The organism is Spirosoma fluviale, assembly GCF_900230225.1.
Lineage (GTDB): Bacteria > Bacteroidota > Bacteroidia > Cytophagales > Spirosomataceae > Spirosoma > Spirosoma fluviale.
The window spans coordinates 100,860-117,483 of the sequence record NZ_OCNH01000003.1; the positions used below are offsets into that span (position 1 = coordinate 100,860).

The following is a 16,624-nucleotide window of genomic DNA, read 5'->3' on the forward strand; positions in this document are numbered from 1 at the left end:
TCAATAGGTTAGGTTGGACTTGGTTGTAGTTCACTCTCTACCAGATGCCGTAATTCATACATTGGAACAGGATGAATATATATTAAAAGGAGTAAGTACTTGTATATAAATGATTTAAAATTAAAGAGATACAGTAAATTTGATGTTTTTACATCATATAAACTTAAATAGTATAGTAAATTACAAGAGCATACGATAAAAAAAGAAGGCAATATGCTAATTATTAGTATAAAAAGATGCTATTTGCTCCATCGAATTACCGGATAGTTAATATATACTTTTAGGGTATACCGTTAATTTCAAAGAAGTTCGAAAAATAAAAAGTTGTTTTTTAGTGACTTTTTGTAAACTGTAAATTCTACATTAGCAGTATATATCTAAGCTGGCTCAGATTATAGATGGAAAAAATTAGAAGAAATCGCGCGGACACCACACAGCGTATTGTTAACGCCCTCGAAGATGTACTGGCCGAGCAAGGTCTTGAAGGTGCCAGAATTAACCAAATCGCTGAAAAGGCTGGAATTAGCAAAGTGCTTATCTATCGCTATTTTGGCGGCCTTGATGGGTTGATGGAATACTACGTCCGAATGGGCCGAATGTTTCCACACTTTACACCAGCCATGCTGGACCAGATCCGTCCAATACATCAGGATGATTTGGCCAAGGTTTGGTATCGGCAGGCAATTCAGATGTTTCGTTACATGCGGACATCGAAAGCAGCTCGCGAAGTACTGAAGGCGAACGTTGTTGAAAATGACCCAACAGCTGATGTCATTAGCAAAGCACAGGATGATGAATTGATGCGCTTAGTTAACCAGCTTTCATTCATCGAAGGACCCGACAATCAGGCAATTTCGGCAGTAATGCTAGGTGCTTTATCTTATCTGACTATTCAGGCCCAAAATAACCATACTATGGTTGGCATTGATCTGCGTAGTGAGCAGGGCTGGCAACGTATTGAGGGAGCAGTTAAACTGATTTATTTGGCACTTAACAAAATGGCGATTGACACTCAATCTGTTAAGTTAAGCGCTCAAACTAAAGCCCAGCCTGCTAGCCAATGGTAGATTATCATGTATTGTGTAATAAAAAAGCTTCCATTCAACAGAATAGAAGCTTTTTTTATGTCCAGTACCTAAGCTAAAGTAGTGAAAAGTTGATCATCTCACGCCCAAGCTGCTGAATTAGCATTTCTATCTTTTGAGCCTCCTTCGTTGAGGGGTGTTGCTTATTGGTCAGGAACTGACTGAGTAACTCCTGCGGGATATTGGTCTGATCAGCCAGGTGATTTATTTTGAACCGTTGAAAGAGTTCCCGAACACAGGTTAAGTCATGGTGAAAGTTGAACACAAAATCGTTGGGTAGTATTTCCCTGTCGATATCATGAGCGCTCAGATAATTAGTTAACTCATTGAGTTGAGTCTGTAGCTTACTGATGGTTGTTTCATGAGTAGCTCCGGAGGTAATTATCAATATACCTTGTAATTCGACACGTCCCCAAAGCTGGCCTCCTTTTTTCTCAAGCACCACCGGAACGACAGGTACCGCTATTTTCTTCGTATGCTGGCCTTTAAACGAAGTCTTGTGGGGAGTATAGGCTGCTCGAAAGAGGGTATCCAATGTTCCGTTCGGTATGCTGCCTAAGCTTTTCAGGGGGGTGACGAGGTATTGAGCAACGGAGTTATATATACAGCAAGTACTGCTTTGATAGACCAGCTGCCAGTCTCTATTTTGTAAAATATTCACTGATGTCTGTAAATTCATAGTATATACTTACTGGATTTTACAAATATGCAACTTTTTGAAACGAGTGGTAAAGTAACTTTACCTTATATCTAATATTTACTATTATAACTATTATAAATACAAACTAACAATTAAGGCAATTATTTTACGACTTAGGATACATTATAGGGTATAATTATTCTTACCCTACAGAAGTTAATGGGCAACAGAGACCAATGAGTAAGATTGAATCCTATAAGGGACTGATTATGAGGTCAATATGTGTATTTTAAAAAGCAGGTTTATATTTTTATTCGTCTCTATGTTTACAATTATTTTAGATAGTAAATAAAATATATACGGTAATTACTTGTTACTATAGAGAACATACAATATATTTGAAATGTGATAACAAAATTAATAGGTAACAACTTGTTATTTTGTTACTACCTGTTAATCATATAATGTAGTGCATTATCCTGATGAATTACACTATATGGTTAATCGATATAGTAGTTTAGACTAGTAAGCATTTATATCTCTTTCTTTTTAACATAGTTAATTTACTAATTTATGACATTGACATATCATGCCAAGACGCTACCATTACTTATTGCGTTAGCCTTAATTAGCTTCGTATCAGGCTGTACTTCATCGAAGAAGCTGGTTTACTTTCAGAGCCTGCCTACGGCTTCTGACTCAATAAAATTAACAAGCCGATTTGTTCCGACTATTCAACCGGGAGATATCTTGTCCGTCCGAGTGAGCAGCCTAAGTCCGGAAGCTACTACATTTTTTAACCCACCTTCTGCTACACTACCCGTTGACCGTCTGACGACCCCAGCGACGGCTTCAGCCCTTCCAGAACTAACAGGCTATCTGGTTGACACAGATGGTACACTCGAACTACCGCTGATAGGCAAAATACCCGTAAGTGGGCTCAGTACTAGTAAGGCCTCTGACAAAATCCGTGAGCAACTCAAAACGTATTTGAAAGAGCCAACAGTAAACATTCGTAATCAGAACTTCCGGGTGTCAGTTATGGGCGAAGTAGCCCGGCCCTCTCTCTTTACAATTCCTAACGAACGGATAACAATGCTCGAAGCATTGAGCCTGGCTGGCGACATTACCATTTTTGGTCGGCGGGACAACGTATTACTCATCCGTGAGGTAAATGGTGTGCGAAAATTTACCCGTATTGATCTTACTAATCGCGATCTATTTAGCTCCCCTTATTACTACCTGCAGCCAAACGATATAGTGTATGTTGAACCTGGCAAAGCACGGCAAGCTAATGCAGATCAGACGTATCGACTGCTGCCCATTGCGCTCAGTGCACTTTCTTTTCTGGCAATCATATTCCGTTATTTTTAATTAATAATATCATGTCTGAAAATATTTATTCGTATACGCCCTATCAACAATATGGAGTTGAACAGCCTACTATCAGGGTCATATTGTTTCGATATCTGAAACACTGGAAATGGTTTGCTTTATCACTGGTACTAGCTGGTGCAGCTGCTTATGTATTTTTGATTTATCAAACGCCTATCTATAAAATACAGGCAAGTCTTTTGATAAAAGACGAAAAGAAGGGGCTGGATGGGGAGAATATTCTAAAAGAAATGGATATTCTGATGCCTAAAAAAACGGTTGAGAATGAAATAGAAATTATTCGATCGTACACGCTTATGGACAAGGTCGTCAAACACCTTGGGCTTGATGTACAGTACTTTAGAGCCACCCCAACCATTGATGAAGAAATCTACAACGAATCTCCTGTTCGTCTGGTTGTAGAGCGTCCCACATCGGCTCTATACGAGGGTAAACTGACCATTAGTTTTGTCGATAAAAATCATGTCAAAATTAATGATCAGACATACTTAGTAAACCAATCTGTTGCAACACCGTATGGTCGGTTACGGATTTTTGCCCGTCGGCCGCTTAATGATACCTTAGAGTCAATATCGGTTTTAGTTACGCCACAATCGCAGATCGTAAATGATTACCTCAAACGGTTAACGGTTGAACCCACGAGTAAAGCATCGACTGTATTGGAGATGGCACTCGAAGAGGCTGTACCGGCTAAAGGCGAGGCTATGTTGAGCCAGCTTATCGATGAATACAACCGGGCAGCTGTTGTTGACAAGAATCTGGTTGCCGCCAGCACACTTGATTTCATTGAAGAGCGTCTTCGATTAATTTCGGGTGAACTAACTTCTGTTGAGAAAGATGTAGAGCAGTTTAAAACAAGCCAGGGAATTACGGATCTAGGCCTACAGGCGCAAACATTCCTGCAAACAGTACAGGATAATGACGCTAAATTGAACCAGGTTACTATTCAATTGAGCTCGTTAAACGATATTGAAAATTACATCAATAGTAAGTCAGGTAGTCGGGGAGTGACTCCCGCAACACTTAGCTTAAGCGACCCGATTTTGTTGGGTCTGGTAACGAAGGTATCAGAGCTAGAGCTTCAACGCGATGTTTTGGCTCGTACAACTTCAGACCGAAACCCGTTGCTGCAGTCATTGGATAGCCAAATAAAAGCTACTAAGGAGAGTATTACAGAGAACGTACAAACGATTAAAGCTCAGTTGACAGGTACACGCGCCCAACTGGCCATAACGAATCAACGGCTCGAAGGTATGGTGCGTACGGTGCCACATAAAGAAAGAGCTCTATTAAACATTACGCGTCAACAGGCCATAAAAAACAACCTGTATACGTACCTTCTGCAAAAACGCGAAGAAACCGCCTTGTCGTATGCCTCGACGTTGCCAGACAGTCGTGTTGTAGATATGCCACGGCATGAAATGGATCCAATAAAGCCTGTTCGAAAAGTTATTTTCGGTTTGTTTGGTTTTCTTGGCCTACTTGTGCCAGTGGGGCTAATAGCAGCACGTGATGCCCTTAACAATCGTGTTCGGCGCCGGTCTGATGTAGAAGAAGCTTCGCAGGTACCAATTTTAGGAGAGGTAGTCGAATCAGATAGTTCAAAGGCACTGGTTGTGGTATCCCGCAGTCGCTCGGTTATTGCCGAACAGATACGCGCCCTGCGAACAAACCTTCAATTTTTGCGTAGCAACCCATCGGGTAGTCAGGTAATTCTGTTTACGTCAAGTATTAGTGGCGAGGGCAAATCGTTTATGTCGCTTAATTTAGGAGCAAGTTTAGCGCTGGTTGATCGCCCCACGGTCATTCTGGAAATGGACCTTCGCAAGCCTAAGCTGCACGTATCGCTGGGTATGCGCAATCCAGTTGGCATCAGTAACTACCTGATTGGTGAAGCAACGCTGGATGATGTATTACAGCCTATTGAAGGCTTCCCCAACTATTTCCTGATTAGCAGCGGTCCACTGCCTCCAAATCCGTCCGAACTACTAAACGGTCCTAATCTGTCTCGCTTATTTGATGAGTTACGTCAGCGTTTTGAGTATGTAATCGTTGATTCACCACCAATCGGCCTGGTGACGGATGCGCAGGTGATTGCTCCCTTTGCTGATGCAACTCTTTACATGGTTCGCCATGACATTACGCCGAAAACGTACCTTAAGATGGTTGATACGTTGTACAGAGAACATCGTTTTCAAAACCTGAACGTGATCCTGAATGCTGTTGATGATGGTGAGTCCTACTACTACAGTTACAGCTATGGTGGGTATTATGAAGAAGATAAGCCCAAACGCGCCCTTCAAAAAAACTAATAGAAATTATTGTTGTCCATCAATACTAATCATGAAAAGCAAATCAAAATAAATATATGCTTAGTAATGCCTCACTTTCCAACACCAGACCTTATACAGAGACACAGCACGAAGTTTATACTTCGTCTGTGTCCGAAAAAGGTTTGCTCAGCAAACGTATATTCGATATCGTTTTCTCATTATCCATCAGTTTGTTTGTGCTATTCTGGCTAATACCGTTGCTTGGTCTGGCCATACGAATTAACTCGCCTGGTCCCATGCTATTCGTTCAGTTAAGAACAGGGCGAAATGGTCGGCAATTTCGGTGCTTCAAATTGCGTACGATGATAACCCGGCAGGATAATACATTCCAGCAGGCAACAAAAAATGATCCTCGTGTAACAAGACTGGGACAGATACTACGAAAAACAAACTTGGATGAGCTTCCTCAATTCCTGAACGTTCTGCAGGGTGATATGAGTATCGTAGGGCCACGTCCGCATCCCATTCCATTAGATGCCCAACACTGGTACTCGATGCCAAATTATCCTGAACGGTATAATGTAAAGCCAGGGATAACAGGCCTGGCACAAGTAAGGGGATGTAGAGGTGAAACAGATACGCTGATTAAGATGGAACATCGAGTGCGTTTGGACCGATGGTACATAAACAACCGATCGTTTATCCTTGACGTAAAAATCTGCTGGTGGACAGTTTATAATATGATAAAAGGAGATAAAAAAGCCTGGTAGATGATACATACAAGTACTTTATACTGGTAGCTGGATCATAATTAATCCAATTAAAAGATCAACTAAATGGAAGCAGTTAGTACAAAGCCCTCTAACCATTATGGCTGGCAACCGTATCTATTTGAAAATAATCTGTTAAGTAAAATAGGTACGTTCGAATACGTAGCAAACATAATTATTCTATTCTTCTTAAGTGGTGCGTTGCTATACCTTCTGGGAGGTGATGGTGAAAGTGGCGAATCGACTTCCAATATCGCTAATTATATATGGGTAACCTTTTATCTGGTTATGATCTATTATATCCAGAAGGAGTACAACGCAATAAAGTTGTGTATTAAGAATAATAAATATCTCTTATTACTTTCATTAATGGTTCCGCTGTCCGTTTTCTGGTCACAGGCACCTGATATCTCACTTCGCCGAAGTGTATCTTATTTTATATGTTTACTTTATGCATTTTATGTCAGTGAGCGATTCAAAGGTGAACACATTTTAAATCTATTTTTCTATACATCCTGCTTTATTGCTATTGCAAGTATGGTATTTATTTTGCTTCTGCCGAAATATGGATTAGCAAGTGGTATACATACAGGTGCATGGCAAGGTGTATATTTTCATAAAAATGGTTTAGGCAGAATTGCAGGACTATGTCTTATTACAACTGTATTATTTTATCTCGAAAATAAGCGATTAAAGCTACTGTCTTTTTCTGTGTCTGTGATTTGTTTTGGCCTATTAATAATGTCGAAGTCAAGTACAGCACTGCTGTCTTTTGTTTTCATGATTCCCATATACGTTATTTTAAAGTGGAATTATAAACATTATAATCTATACAAGTCCATCTTCAATACTCTGCTATTACTATTTCTGATATATGTTTTTATAATTTTATTTAATACTTATAGTGATCAACTGTTTGGAGGTATAGGGAAGGACGATTCGTTTAGCGGAAGGTTGCCTTTGTGGGTCATGTTAATGGGTTATATAGATAAGTCAATGCTGTTAGGATATGGATACAGTGCTTTTTGGGTCCCAAAAATACTAGCGAATGATATATGGATAGATGCTACCTGGGCTCCCCAACAAGGACATAACGGGTTTATCGATATCACTTTACAATTAGGGGTAACTGGTCTGGCTGGTCTTATTATTGTTCTTTTCAAAGGATTTAGTCGCTCTGTAAGCCTGATTAAAAATAACCCTGACAATAGAAATTACTGGTATATTCTGATCTTAATAAATTTGACTATTGTAAGCTTTACAGAAACTTTCATTTTAAAATATAATAATATTTATTGGCTAATGTTTTTGGTTTGCTGTATGGGCATTCGAAAGGATTTAATGGTTCGCTCTCAAAAGTGATCGTTGAAGTGCGGAAATTTTACAAATTGAATTGATGTCAATAGCTATTATGAATATACTAAACAAAAATACTTTATTTTATGCGGCATCGAAATTTATACCATCAGGTTTGAATTTTCTGTCTTTATCATTCTTGAGCTATTTGTTAGTGCCGGAGTACCTGGGTAAATACAGCGTTACCTTAGCGGAGGTCATGATGGCAAATGCATTACTGTTCCAGTGGATACGGGTATCGTTACTGCGCTATTTCAACCGCTATAAGGAAACGGATAAAGCAGCCTTTATTAATGCAGTGCTTGTTTTAACTATCAGTGTTCTTTTGGTGTCATTTGTTGGATCCACTATTCTATTTTTTAGTAAAGGAGCTAAAGAAAGCCAGTTTGTTATATATGGCTGTCTCTGGCTAATGACCTACTCTGTATATGACATAAACCTGGAACTTCATAGATCTTCATTAAAGGCAAAGCAGTACGCTAAGATAGAAATGTACCGCGCTTGTTTTTTCTTTCTGTTTGCAACAGTAAGTGGGTATTTATTCAAAAGTTCAGAAGCTGTAATCATATCTTATATTATTTCACTACTTATCCCGTTGATTCTATTTAAAAGCGAATACATACATTTTAAAATTAACCATCCGGACAAGGAAATAGTAAAAAGTATTTTAAAGTTCGGTTTGCCATTAGCGCTGATGTTAGCATCAAGCTACATAAATAACGTAGTTGACCGATTGCTTATTGAGAAGTATCTGGGATCAAATAAAGTTGCTTTATACGCGATAGGATACGATATTTTCAAACAAATAATCTGGCTTCCATTTTTGATTATTAACCTGTCGAATTATCCACTGCTTATTAAGCTGCATGAAAATAAAGAAGAAGAAAAGCTACGCCAAAGCCTAAAAGAAAACGTTGATATATTGTGTTTTACATCTTTATTGATAGCACTTATTTTATTTATTAATGCAAAAGAGTTTATTTCTGTTTTTCTAGGTGTTCCATACCGAGAAACAGCTTTGTTAATAATGCCTTATGTTATTTTAGGTACAATAATGTACGGGCTTACAGTATATCATTTTAATAATGCGTTTCAGTTTAAAGAGAAGACGAAACAAATAGCGGTAATTTACATTATTGGCGCATGTATTAATATTTGCTCAAATATATTTTTTCTTCCTGCTTTCGGTTTGCTGGGTGCCGCATACGCAACTGTACTATCTTATGCAAGCATTTTTCTGATGAGTATAGTATGGGGGAGGGTGTATTATAAAATGCCTTTTCCTGATTTAACGAAGCTGGCACCTGTACTACTTATTCTGCTTGTATTTACTGAAGGAATTTCGTTTCTTAAAATGGAAAATATTTTTGCTTCCATGCTCGTTAAAACGGCCTGTTTACTAATTATTTTCACAGGTATAGTTGTGAAATTTAATTTAATTGATTACAGAGCTATTTTGAAAGTTGGGAGATAGTTCTTTTCTAATTAAACCAGATTACTGTAAAAGATATAGTCTATAAACAATTAAATAAATTTAATAAACATGAAAATTGTCCTACTCTATTTAAACCTTAATCAAGGAGGTGTTCAACGGATGATGGTGAATGTTGCTAACTATCTGTCCGGCAAAGGGTTTGATGTAACAATTATATTGTGCAGAAAAGAAGGCCATTACTTAGCTTTCGTAAATGAAGCAATAAAAATAATAAGTTTAGAGTCGGATAATAGATTCGATTTGATAAAATACTTGTCACACTATTTGAAAAATAACAAGGTTGATGTTTTGTTCACGGCGGTACCCCATTTAAATCTTATTGCCATTATTTCCAAACTTATCTCTCGTGTAAATACCAGAATAGTAATATCAGAAAGGAGCAATACAATAGAAGAGTTCAGGAAGTCTCCTTTAGGCATCTATAAAATGAGCTTTTCACTGATACCATTTTTATATCGATTTGCCGATGAAATAATTGCTGTTTCGAAGGGGGTTGCCACAGATTTAGCTAAAGTAGCGTGCATTCCAGCTGAAAAAATAACAGTTGTGTACAATCCTGCATATAATGAGAAGATGATTCAGGAGGCTGTACTACCCGTTCATAATGAATGGTTAAGTGACCCTACTATACCAGTTATCATTGGTGTTGGTCGCTTAACAGAGCAAAAGGATTTTCCATTACTTATTGATGCTACGCGTGAAGTGTTAAAAAAGCGCCCGGTTCGCTTAATAATAATTGGAGAAGGAACGCTTCACAAAGTTCTTCAGCAGAAGATTGATGCCTACGGCTTACACAATAATATTATGCTTGCTGGTTTTCAGGCTACTCCAATTTCATGGATAAGTAAAGCATCACTGTTCGTTTTGTCTTCTAAATGGGAGGGTTTCGGGAATATTCTTGTAGAAGCACTGGCTGCCGGTACAACGATCGTATCGACCGATTGTAAAAGCGGTCCATCCGAAATTTTACAAGATGGTAAGTTTGGCTATTTAGCCAAAGTAGGTGATGTAAAAGATCTGGCTGATAAGATTGACTATGCCCTTGATAACGCCATGTCTGCCACTGTTCTTAAAAGAAGAGCTGAAGATTTTGATGTGAATAAAGTGATGAAAAATTACGAGCGAATTCTTCTAAATAAGAAGGAGCCATCAATGATTATTAAGTCGTCTCTCAATACTGAACCTATTAACTATTAGTAGATATGAATCACGTAGTATCTAATCCGGATAATGTTGATGTACTGGGTATAAAGTTAAACCCGATACGGTACCAGGCTCTCTTTAGTAAAATTGATGATTCGATCCAAAACGGAGCACCGAAGTCTATTATAGCATATACAAATCTTCATGGGCTTTACATGTACTTGAAGAGTAAAGTAGTCAAGGATTTTTACAAAGCGTCTACCGTTAATTATTTCGACGGTATGACTGTCGTATTATTTGCTAAGGCATTGGGCTATCCTATACCCACTAATTATAGAATGACGCTGCTTGACTTTATTGATGAATTTTTTATTCACTGCAAAGACAACAAGTACAAAGTACTATGGATTGGGGGAGAGGAGGATTACCTGAAGATTGGCATTGATCGATTAAAGACAAAAATTCCTGGTCTGGAACTTGATAGCATCAATGGTTTTCAGAAAACAGAGGTATACCTTGATAAGATAAATAATGTTAAACCGGATATTATTTTATTGGGACTTGGCCAGCCCAGGCAGGAAGAGTGGGTTTTAGCCAACAAGGATAAATTTGACTGTAAAGTAATATGGTGTATCGGGGCAACAATTGACTATATATCAGGCAAAGTATATATGCCCCCTCGCTGGGCGGGAAGAATAGGTATGGAATGGTTCTTTCGACTCGTTAGTGAGCCCAAACGAATGTGGTTCCGATATTTTATTGAGCCACTAGTCGTATTAACGTATTTTTTACGTGTCAAGTTGTCATTAATAAATCCGAATACATAATTACGCTGTATTTATTAATTATTAGTCATGAATAAACGATTTCATGTTTTAGACGGATTTAGGGGTATTTTTGCTCTAATCGTAGCCATTTACCATTTTAAGCCTGGACCAGGGTATTTAGGCCATCTTAGACTTATTGAGAACGGTTGGTTCTTTGTCGATTTCTTTTTTGTATTAAGTGGCTTTGTGATTCTGTATAATTATCCGGCTATAAAGACTTACGCTCAACAAAAGGATTTTGTTATTAAACGTTTGCTAAGGCTATATCCACTGCATATAGCCATGCTCTTCGTTTTCCTTTTCTTTGAAGGGTTAAAGTATTTATTATATAGCTCAGGGCATTTTAATAACCCACCCTTTAAGGATGAGAATTTAGCCTCTTTTATTGCCAATGTATTTATGGTTCAGTCGTATGGATTACCCATCGAAAGCCTTAAACACCTCTCCTGGAATACACCCAGTTGGTCTATTAGTGCTGAATTTTTTAGCTATATCATTTTTTGTGCGGTTATCCCTCTCATTATTAATTCTAATAAAGTTCAGCGTATTTTAGTCTTTGTAAGTTTAACTTTAGTTTCACTTGCACTACTGTATATAGTAAATAATGGAAGTTTGAGTTTAAAAATTGGTGCTCATTTCGGAATATTCAGATGTAGCTATAGCTTCTTTCTGGGATGTGTTGTTTGTGAGCTATATACGCATATTTACCAGAGATACGAAAGAGTTTTATCACAGCGTGTAGTTGGTGTATATTTTAGCGTTCTTGAAATTTTAATTGTTTCCATAACGTTATTCGCAGTTTCCTATTTACCTCACGAACAAAGCTATATTGCTCCCCTTCTATTCTTTGTCTGTATTTTTGTCTTTTCCTTTGAATTGGGCTATCTCTCCAAATTATTGACAAATAATTTAATTCAGCAGCTCGGAAAGTTGTCCTATTCTATTTATATGGTCAATGCCTTTGTTACGATATTATTTGAAATAGTATTGCTTAGGATAGTAAAGATTAATAATCCTATAGTGTATGATCTGATGATCTTTCCCTATCTGATTTCAATTATTTTTTGTGCTTCATTGTCCTATAAATATTTTGAGATTAAGGGAAAAGCTGTGATGCAACGCCTATTGGCTAAAAGCGTAAAAGTATTTACTTTGGTATCTGTATATCGCTAAGCAGTTGACTAGACTTTGTATCATTCTCAGGCTACTGTTTTGGCTGGTTAACTTGTCAACCGATTCGATTGGTCCCTGTTTCAGTTAATTAGTTTGTTAATCCTTGTATAAATCCGTAGTAAGCGGGTTTCCGGGAGTAGTTGTCACTAAATAAAAGTGGATAATCCTCGCAGGGACTTGTTTTACGAAGCCAGCTATCGGCGTCACCTACATTCCAGTTTGTTATCCCAAATTGCTGAGATTTTGGGACAACACTTCGGTATAGTTTAGCAACATTTTTATATTTCAGAGCGTGTCTGGTCTGGAGGGCGTTTGTTAACGTGAAATTCGTTGAATAGGTAGGGTTCATCCGGATATCCAACTCCGAAATATGAACGAGAAGGCCTGTGTTGACAAATTGACGTACATCCGTAGTAAGAGCTTCTTCGGAGGTATTGATGTTAATGTGCATTTGAACTCCAATGCCATGTATAGCTATGCCACGCTTCTTTAGATTGTTCACCAGTGCAAGGACAGCCGTCAATTTCTTAGGTTTGCCAACCACGTTTTCATTATAGAAAAGGAGAGCCCGCGGGTCGGCCTGGTGGGCATATTGAAAGCAGCGGGCAATGTAATCAGCACCTAATTTCTCATACCAGACCGATCGGCGCAACGTACCGTCGTCTTCAAACGCTTCATTCACCACATCCCAGGAAGTAACTACGCCTTTGTAACGTCCAACTACCGTTTGAATGTGGGTCTTCATTAAGTTTTCCCAGGCTAATGAGTCGCCTTGAAAGCTGGTGACCCACTCAGGTAATGATTTGTAATAAATCAGCGTGTGGCCGTGAACTCTCATATTCGACTCTTTGGCAAAATTTACAAGAGCATCTGTGTCCTTCCAGTAAAATCCCCCAGCTTTAGGCTGGATTTGATTCATTTTAAAACAGTTTTCGGAGCTTACACTGTTGTACTCCCTTTGAAGTGTCTCTTTGTAGAGCGGGATCGATGACAATAGTCTAGGGTTAATAGCTGCTCCAATTGGAAAAGGAGCGACTGACTTTAGTGTACTGTTGCTATCAATACCAGCGGTTATCCGTGTACCTGAGATCGTATAAACTTCTATTGTATCTTCTGGCTGAACGCTGTCAGCACGCGGACTGCAACTGATTAAATTAAGCGCAATTGAAAAGAAGGTGGTGATCATAACAGCAACGCGACTAGAGCGGACGGTTAATGAAAAATACGAATTTCCGTTGCTCTTATTGTTTACACGTGCTGATGTAGAAGTTGTCATAGCTTTGATCATTGGGCGATGTGCCTTAATCAAAGTTGTCTTCCGGTGAAGGGGCTAGTAGAGACTATTCGATGAGTTGTTCATTCTACTGGTTATTCAGCAATTTATGCCGGATAATGCGTCTTTAAAGGGTGAAGAAGTTGTACTTTACCAAGTTTGAAAAATTTTAACAAGAAATTTTTTCGGTTGAGTATTCTAAAATTATATATATGTAATCTATTGTCTTTTAGTCTGTTGTGGTTGTATGTATTCAAATTTTGTCAAATTATTATTACGAGCAATTATATTTTGAAACAAGAAAGTTTACAATATAAATTGATTTATATTAAGATTTGCCTTATTGTCACTTTGTATTAATAAAAGGTATATGAAGTAGTTATTTTGGCAATAATCAGTATATTTTGATGGCCATGTAACATAGCGCAAATGCATACGTAATGGATCGGGCCAGACCCCAATTTATGGCGAAAATCGGATACCTAACTGCTGTGCGCAGGTTGACATAAAGAGAAAAAATAATCGAACTTTAACAACAGCCGGTAGCTGTCGGGCAGATTAGTAAACTGGAAAAAGTCTACACCTGTGCTTGCTTCAGACTGTTTTGAAGAAGAATGGGATTGATTGAAAGGTTAAGGTCATTCATGCAGCGATAATGGCCGAGGGGGCATTGGTCATGACCTATTTTAGAACAGGGGCGGCAGTTGAGAGTAGTATTTTCTATGATGAGGTGCCGGGTCTTATACGGGTACATTCCTAACTGAGGTGTAGTACTTCCCCAAATGGACACAATGGGCTTTTTGAAGGCAGCGGCTATGTGCATGAGCCCCGTGTCGTGGCTGTACACCATCTCGGCTTTTTGTAGTAACAAGGCCGACTGATTAAGGGTGAGCAATCCGCAGGTGTTATAAATTAGCGAATCGCCAAGCTCCTGACGAATTAGTTCGGCGGCTTCCCGGTCATGTTCATCGCCGAGTAAGACAATGGGCTTGTCTATTTTTCGACAGAGTTCAATCATGCGGTTGATGGGCAGACGCTTGGTGGCATGTTGGCCACCAAGTGCATACGCTATGTACGATGATTGGTGCGTATAGGGTAATTGAGTTGTTGGCTGCTGGTCTTCGGCGGGGATGAAATAATCCAGCCCTCGCCCGTCGTTGACTACGCCAAGCGGCAAAACCGTATTCAGATAGCGGTCCACAACGTGAACGGATGGCATTACCTGTAGCTTAAACCGCACATAAAGCCATTTCAGGATATTGATCTTGTTAAACGTAAGGGACCGCACACCCAGCAGGTCTTTGATAAGCCTGGTTCTAAGGTTTGTGTGCAAATCAACGATCAGGTCGTAACGCTCCTGACGAAGCTGACGGATTAGCGTAGGCAGACTATCGTCCAGATAATGGCATTTGTCAATGTAGGGATTATGGGCAACAAGTGATTGATACCGGCGCTTGGTGCAGTAGTGAATATCAACTCCATCAAGTTGCTGCTTTAAACACCGGATCACCGGTGTTGTAAGGACGATGTCGCCAATGGATGAAAAACGTAGAATCAGTATCTTCATTTGCAATACACGTCTGCCTTGATTTTAAGTGTCCACTCCGATTTGTCGATCAGATAATTACTCTGGCGTAATGGCCAGCTTGCTCCGCCATCGGTGCTTGCTCGGAAGTCGTAGTAACGGCCCACCTTTAATTTATAGGAAACAACTTTCCGATTGGTTCGGGTGACCGAGATCAGATCATTCCAGTCATTCTGCCCTACTTCACTATACTGGGTTTTCATAATAGCTGGCAGCAAGGATTCATCCAGCTTTGTGCCTGAAGGGCAGGAGAATTTAATCTCCAGCGTTACGGGCGGTGGCTCCGGTAAGGCACCCAGGTTAATGGTAATGGGGGTTTGGTCGCAGGTGAGCCCTGGCGCCGACTCGCCAATCAGTCCACCTTTTGTCCCTTTACCCCAGGCATCTGTTTCATCAAAAACCTGAAGTTTAAGCCGCCGGTTTTTCGATTGGTTGGATGCTCGTATAATGGCTCCATTATTTGCGTTGGCGTAGAAGGAAGATACTTCGTTGCCGGTAGCGACATCGATCAGTTTACAGAGGTAGTTTACATCGACATTGGACAGCCTGCTGCTTACTTTAAAGACAGGCCCCGACGCGCAGATGACCTCGGCCCAGCCCACTACATAAGCTGCTGCTTTGGCTGCATCTACGGTATACTCCAGTCGTCCTGTCTGCTGGTTTTTTCTGACAATCCCCGGCTTTTCTTCCTGCCATTGGTTGGTGAATTCGTCGTAACTGAACAGTGGGATGGAATCGCCTGTCTGGATTACTCGGTTTTTTGACGAGTTGTAGGCCTGTTGATAGAGTTCCATCGTTAAAGGGACTGCCGGTAGTGCTGTAGTGGCCAACTGGAACTGGGCATCATAGATCTGTAGGGTTATTGACCCAACAAGTGATAAGAACCGCATCGTGCCCTGCGAAGCCCCGCCATTCCGAGCGGCCACAGAAGACATAATGCCACCGCCAGGCACGTAGCGGGTAGCCTGCCCATTTCGGGCATTTGTGTGGATAAGAACCATTGTCAGGTTGCCGTCGAGGGCGTGGCCGTCCCGATCGCCGAGTTTTGTACCCGCCAGAAGGGTTGCTGTTGCCCGGTCGGCGTCCGTACCCTGGGGCGTTGTGCCAAGGCTTACCGTTGCCGTGACCACGCCATTAACCGTAGTGTTAGCGGTTGTACGAGCGGCATTAAGTGTTGTAGGTGGTTTATTTATATTGATCCGGCGAACCGAGCGGGACTGTTGCTTCACGTCGGAAATTATAACCGGCTGAATAACCGTAAGGTAGTCTTTGGCCTCCACAACGATGGAGAAGCGAAGTGGCTTTTGTGCAGAATATACGGTTGCAGGTGAAGGGGCCACCATTAGTACCCCATCACTATTAAGTTTATAGCGCGTAGAGTTTAGGGTGGTTACGATCTGTCTGGCATCGGGTCCGGCTATGGTTACCTGATTGACAGACGGCATCGGATTACCGGCCGGGTCATTAAAACGATACGTTACGACTCCGTCCTGAAGGGGGTCTTTCAACCCTAGTTTTACCCCGTCGAGTGGGTTTTTGCAGGCGTTAAGTCCGGCAATAAATACCAGGAATACGTAAATAAAATAACGGAGTTGCATAGCGAAAGCGT

Annotated in this window: 13 protein-coding genes; 9 read left to right on the forward strand and 4 right to left on the reverse strand. The window is 40.1% G+C overall.

Annotated features, from left to right (window positions below):
* The first annotated feature begins 398 nt into the window (after positions 1–398).
* Positions 399–1,067, forward strand: a complete 669-nt coding sequence (locus tag CRO74_RS16725; protein WP_097127213.1) for a TetR/AcrR family transcriptional regulator — start codon at positions 399–401, stop codon at positions 1,065–1,067.
* A gap of 73 nt (positions 1,068–1,140) precedes the next feature.
* On the opposite strand, the gene CRO74_RS16730 is transcribed toward CRO74_RS16725, so the two are convergent.
* On the reverse strand, positions 1,141–1,764 hold the full coding sequence (locus CRO74_RS16730; protein WP_097127214.1) for a hypothetical protein: 624 nt from the start codon (positions 1,762–1,764) through the stop codon (positions 1,141–1,143).
* 663 nt (positions 1,765–2,427) lie between these two features.
* Here CRO74_RS16730 and CRO74_RS16735 point away from each other — a divergent pair.
* The 8 genes from CRO74_RS16735 (at position 2,428) to CRO74_RS16770 (ending at position 12,157) form a co-directional block, all read left to right on the forward strand.
* A complete protein-coding gene (locus CRO74_RS16735) occupies positions 2,428–3,099 on the forward strand; it encodes a polysaccharide biosynthesis/export family protein (protein ID WP_262508238.1) in 672 nt (223 codons plus the stop codon).
* 11 nt (positions 3,100–3,110) lie between these two features.
* Complete coding sequence (locus CRO74_RS16740) at positions 3,111–5,432, forward strand: GumC family protein (protein WP_097127216.1); 2,322 nt, start codon at positions 3,111–3,113, stop codon at positions 5,430–5,432.
* A gap of 56 nt (positions 5,433–5,488) precedes the next feature.
* Entirely contained in the window at positions 5,489–6,163 is a 675-nt protein-coding gene (locus CRO74_RS16745) for a sugar transferase (protein WP_097127217.1), read from the forward strand.
* Positions 6,164–6,229: 66 nt separating this feature from the next.
* Positions 6,230–7,525: an O-antigen ligase family protein gene (locus CRO74_RS16750; RefSeq protein WP_097127218.1), complete on the forward strand. Its 1,296-nt coding sequence runs from the start codon at positions 6,230–6,232 to the stop codon at positions 7,523–7,525.
* Between the two features lie 49 nt (positions 7,526–7,574).
* Positions 7,575–8,993: a lipopolysaccharide biosynthesis protein gene (locus CRO74_RS16755; protein WP_179830225.1), complete on the forward strand. Its 1,419-nt coding sequence runs from the start codon at positions 7,575–7,577 to the stop codon at positions 8,991–8,993.
* A gap of 69 nt (positions 8,994–9,062) precedes the next feature.
* The gene (locus CRO74_RS16760) at positions 9,063–10,211 is read left to right on the forward strand and encodes a glycosyltransferase (RefSeq protein ID WP_097127220.1); all 1,149 of its coding nucleotides are present in this window, start codon (positions 9,063–9,065) and stop codon (positions 10,209–10,211) included.
* A 5-nt stretch (positions 10,212–10,216) separates the two neighbouring features.
* Positions 10,217–10,984 carry a WecB/TagA/CpsF family glycosyltransferase gene (locus CRO74_RS16765; protein ID WP_097127221.1) on the forward strand — a complete coding sequence of 256 codons (768 nt, stop codon included), beginning with the start codon at positions 10,217–10,219 and terminating at the stop codon, positions 10,982–10,984.
* 27 nt (positions 10,985–11,011) lie between these two features.
* Positions 11,012–12,157 carry an acyltransferase family protein gene (locus CRO74_RS16770; RefSeq protein ID WP_097127222.1) on the forward strand — a complete coding sequence of 382 codons (1,146 nt, stop codon included), beginning with the start codon at positions 11,012–11,014 and terminating at the stop codon, positions 12,155–12,157.
* Positions 12,158–12,245: 88 nt separating this feature from the next.
* On the opposite strand, the gene CRO74_RS16775 is transcribed toward CRO74_RS16770, so the two are convergent.
* The 3 genes from CRO74_RS16775 to CRO74_RS16785 all read right to left on the reverse strand — a co-directional run bounded on the left by CRO74_RS16775 (position 12,246) and on the right by CRO74_RS16785 (position 16,613).
* Positions 12,246–13,433, reverse strand: a complete 1,188-nt coding sequence (locus CRO74_RS16775; RefSeq protein ID WP_179830226.1) for an endo-1,4-beta-xylanase — start codon at positions 13,431–13,433, stop codon at positions 12,246–12,248.
* A 574-nt stretch (positions 13,434–14,007) separates the two neighbouring features.
* On the reverse strand, positions 14,008–14,997 hold the full coding sequence (locus tag CRO74_RS16780) for a glycosyltransferase family 9 protein (protein ID WP_097127224.1): 990 nt from the start codon (positions 14,995–14,997) through the stop codon (positions 14,008–14,010).
* Positions 14,994–16,613, reverse strand: coding sequence for a hypothetical protein (locus tag CRO74_RS16785; protein ID WP_097127225.1), 1,620 nt, complete (start codon positions 16,611–16,613; stop codon positions 14,994–14,996). The genes CRO74_RS16780 and CRO74_RS16785 overlap by 4 nt, the downstream gene beginning before the upstream one ends.
* Positions 16,614–16,624: the final 11 nt, after the last annotated feature.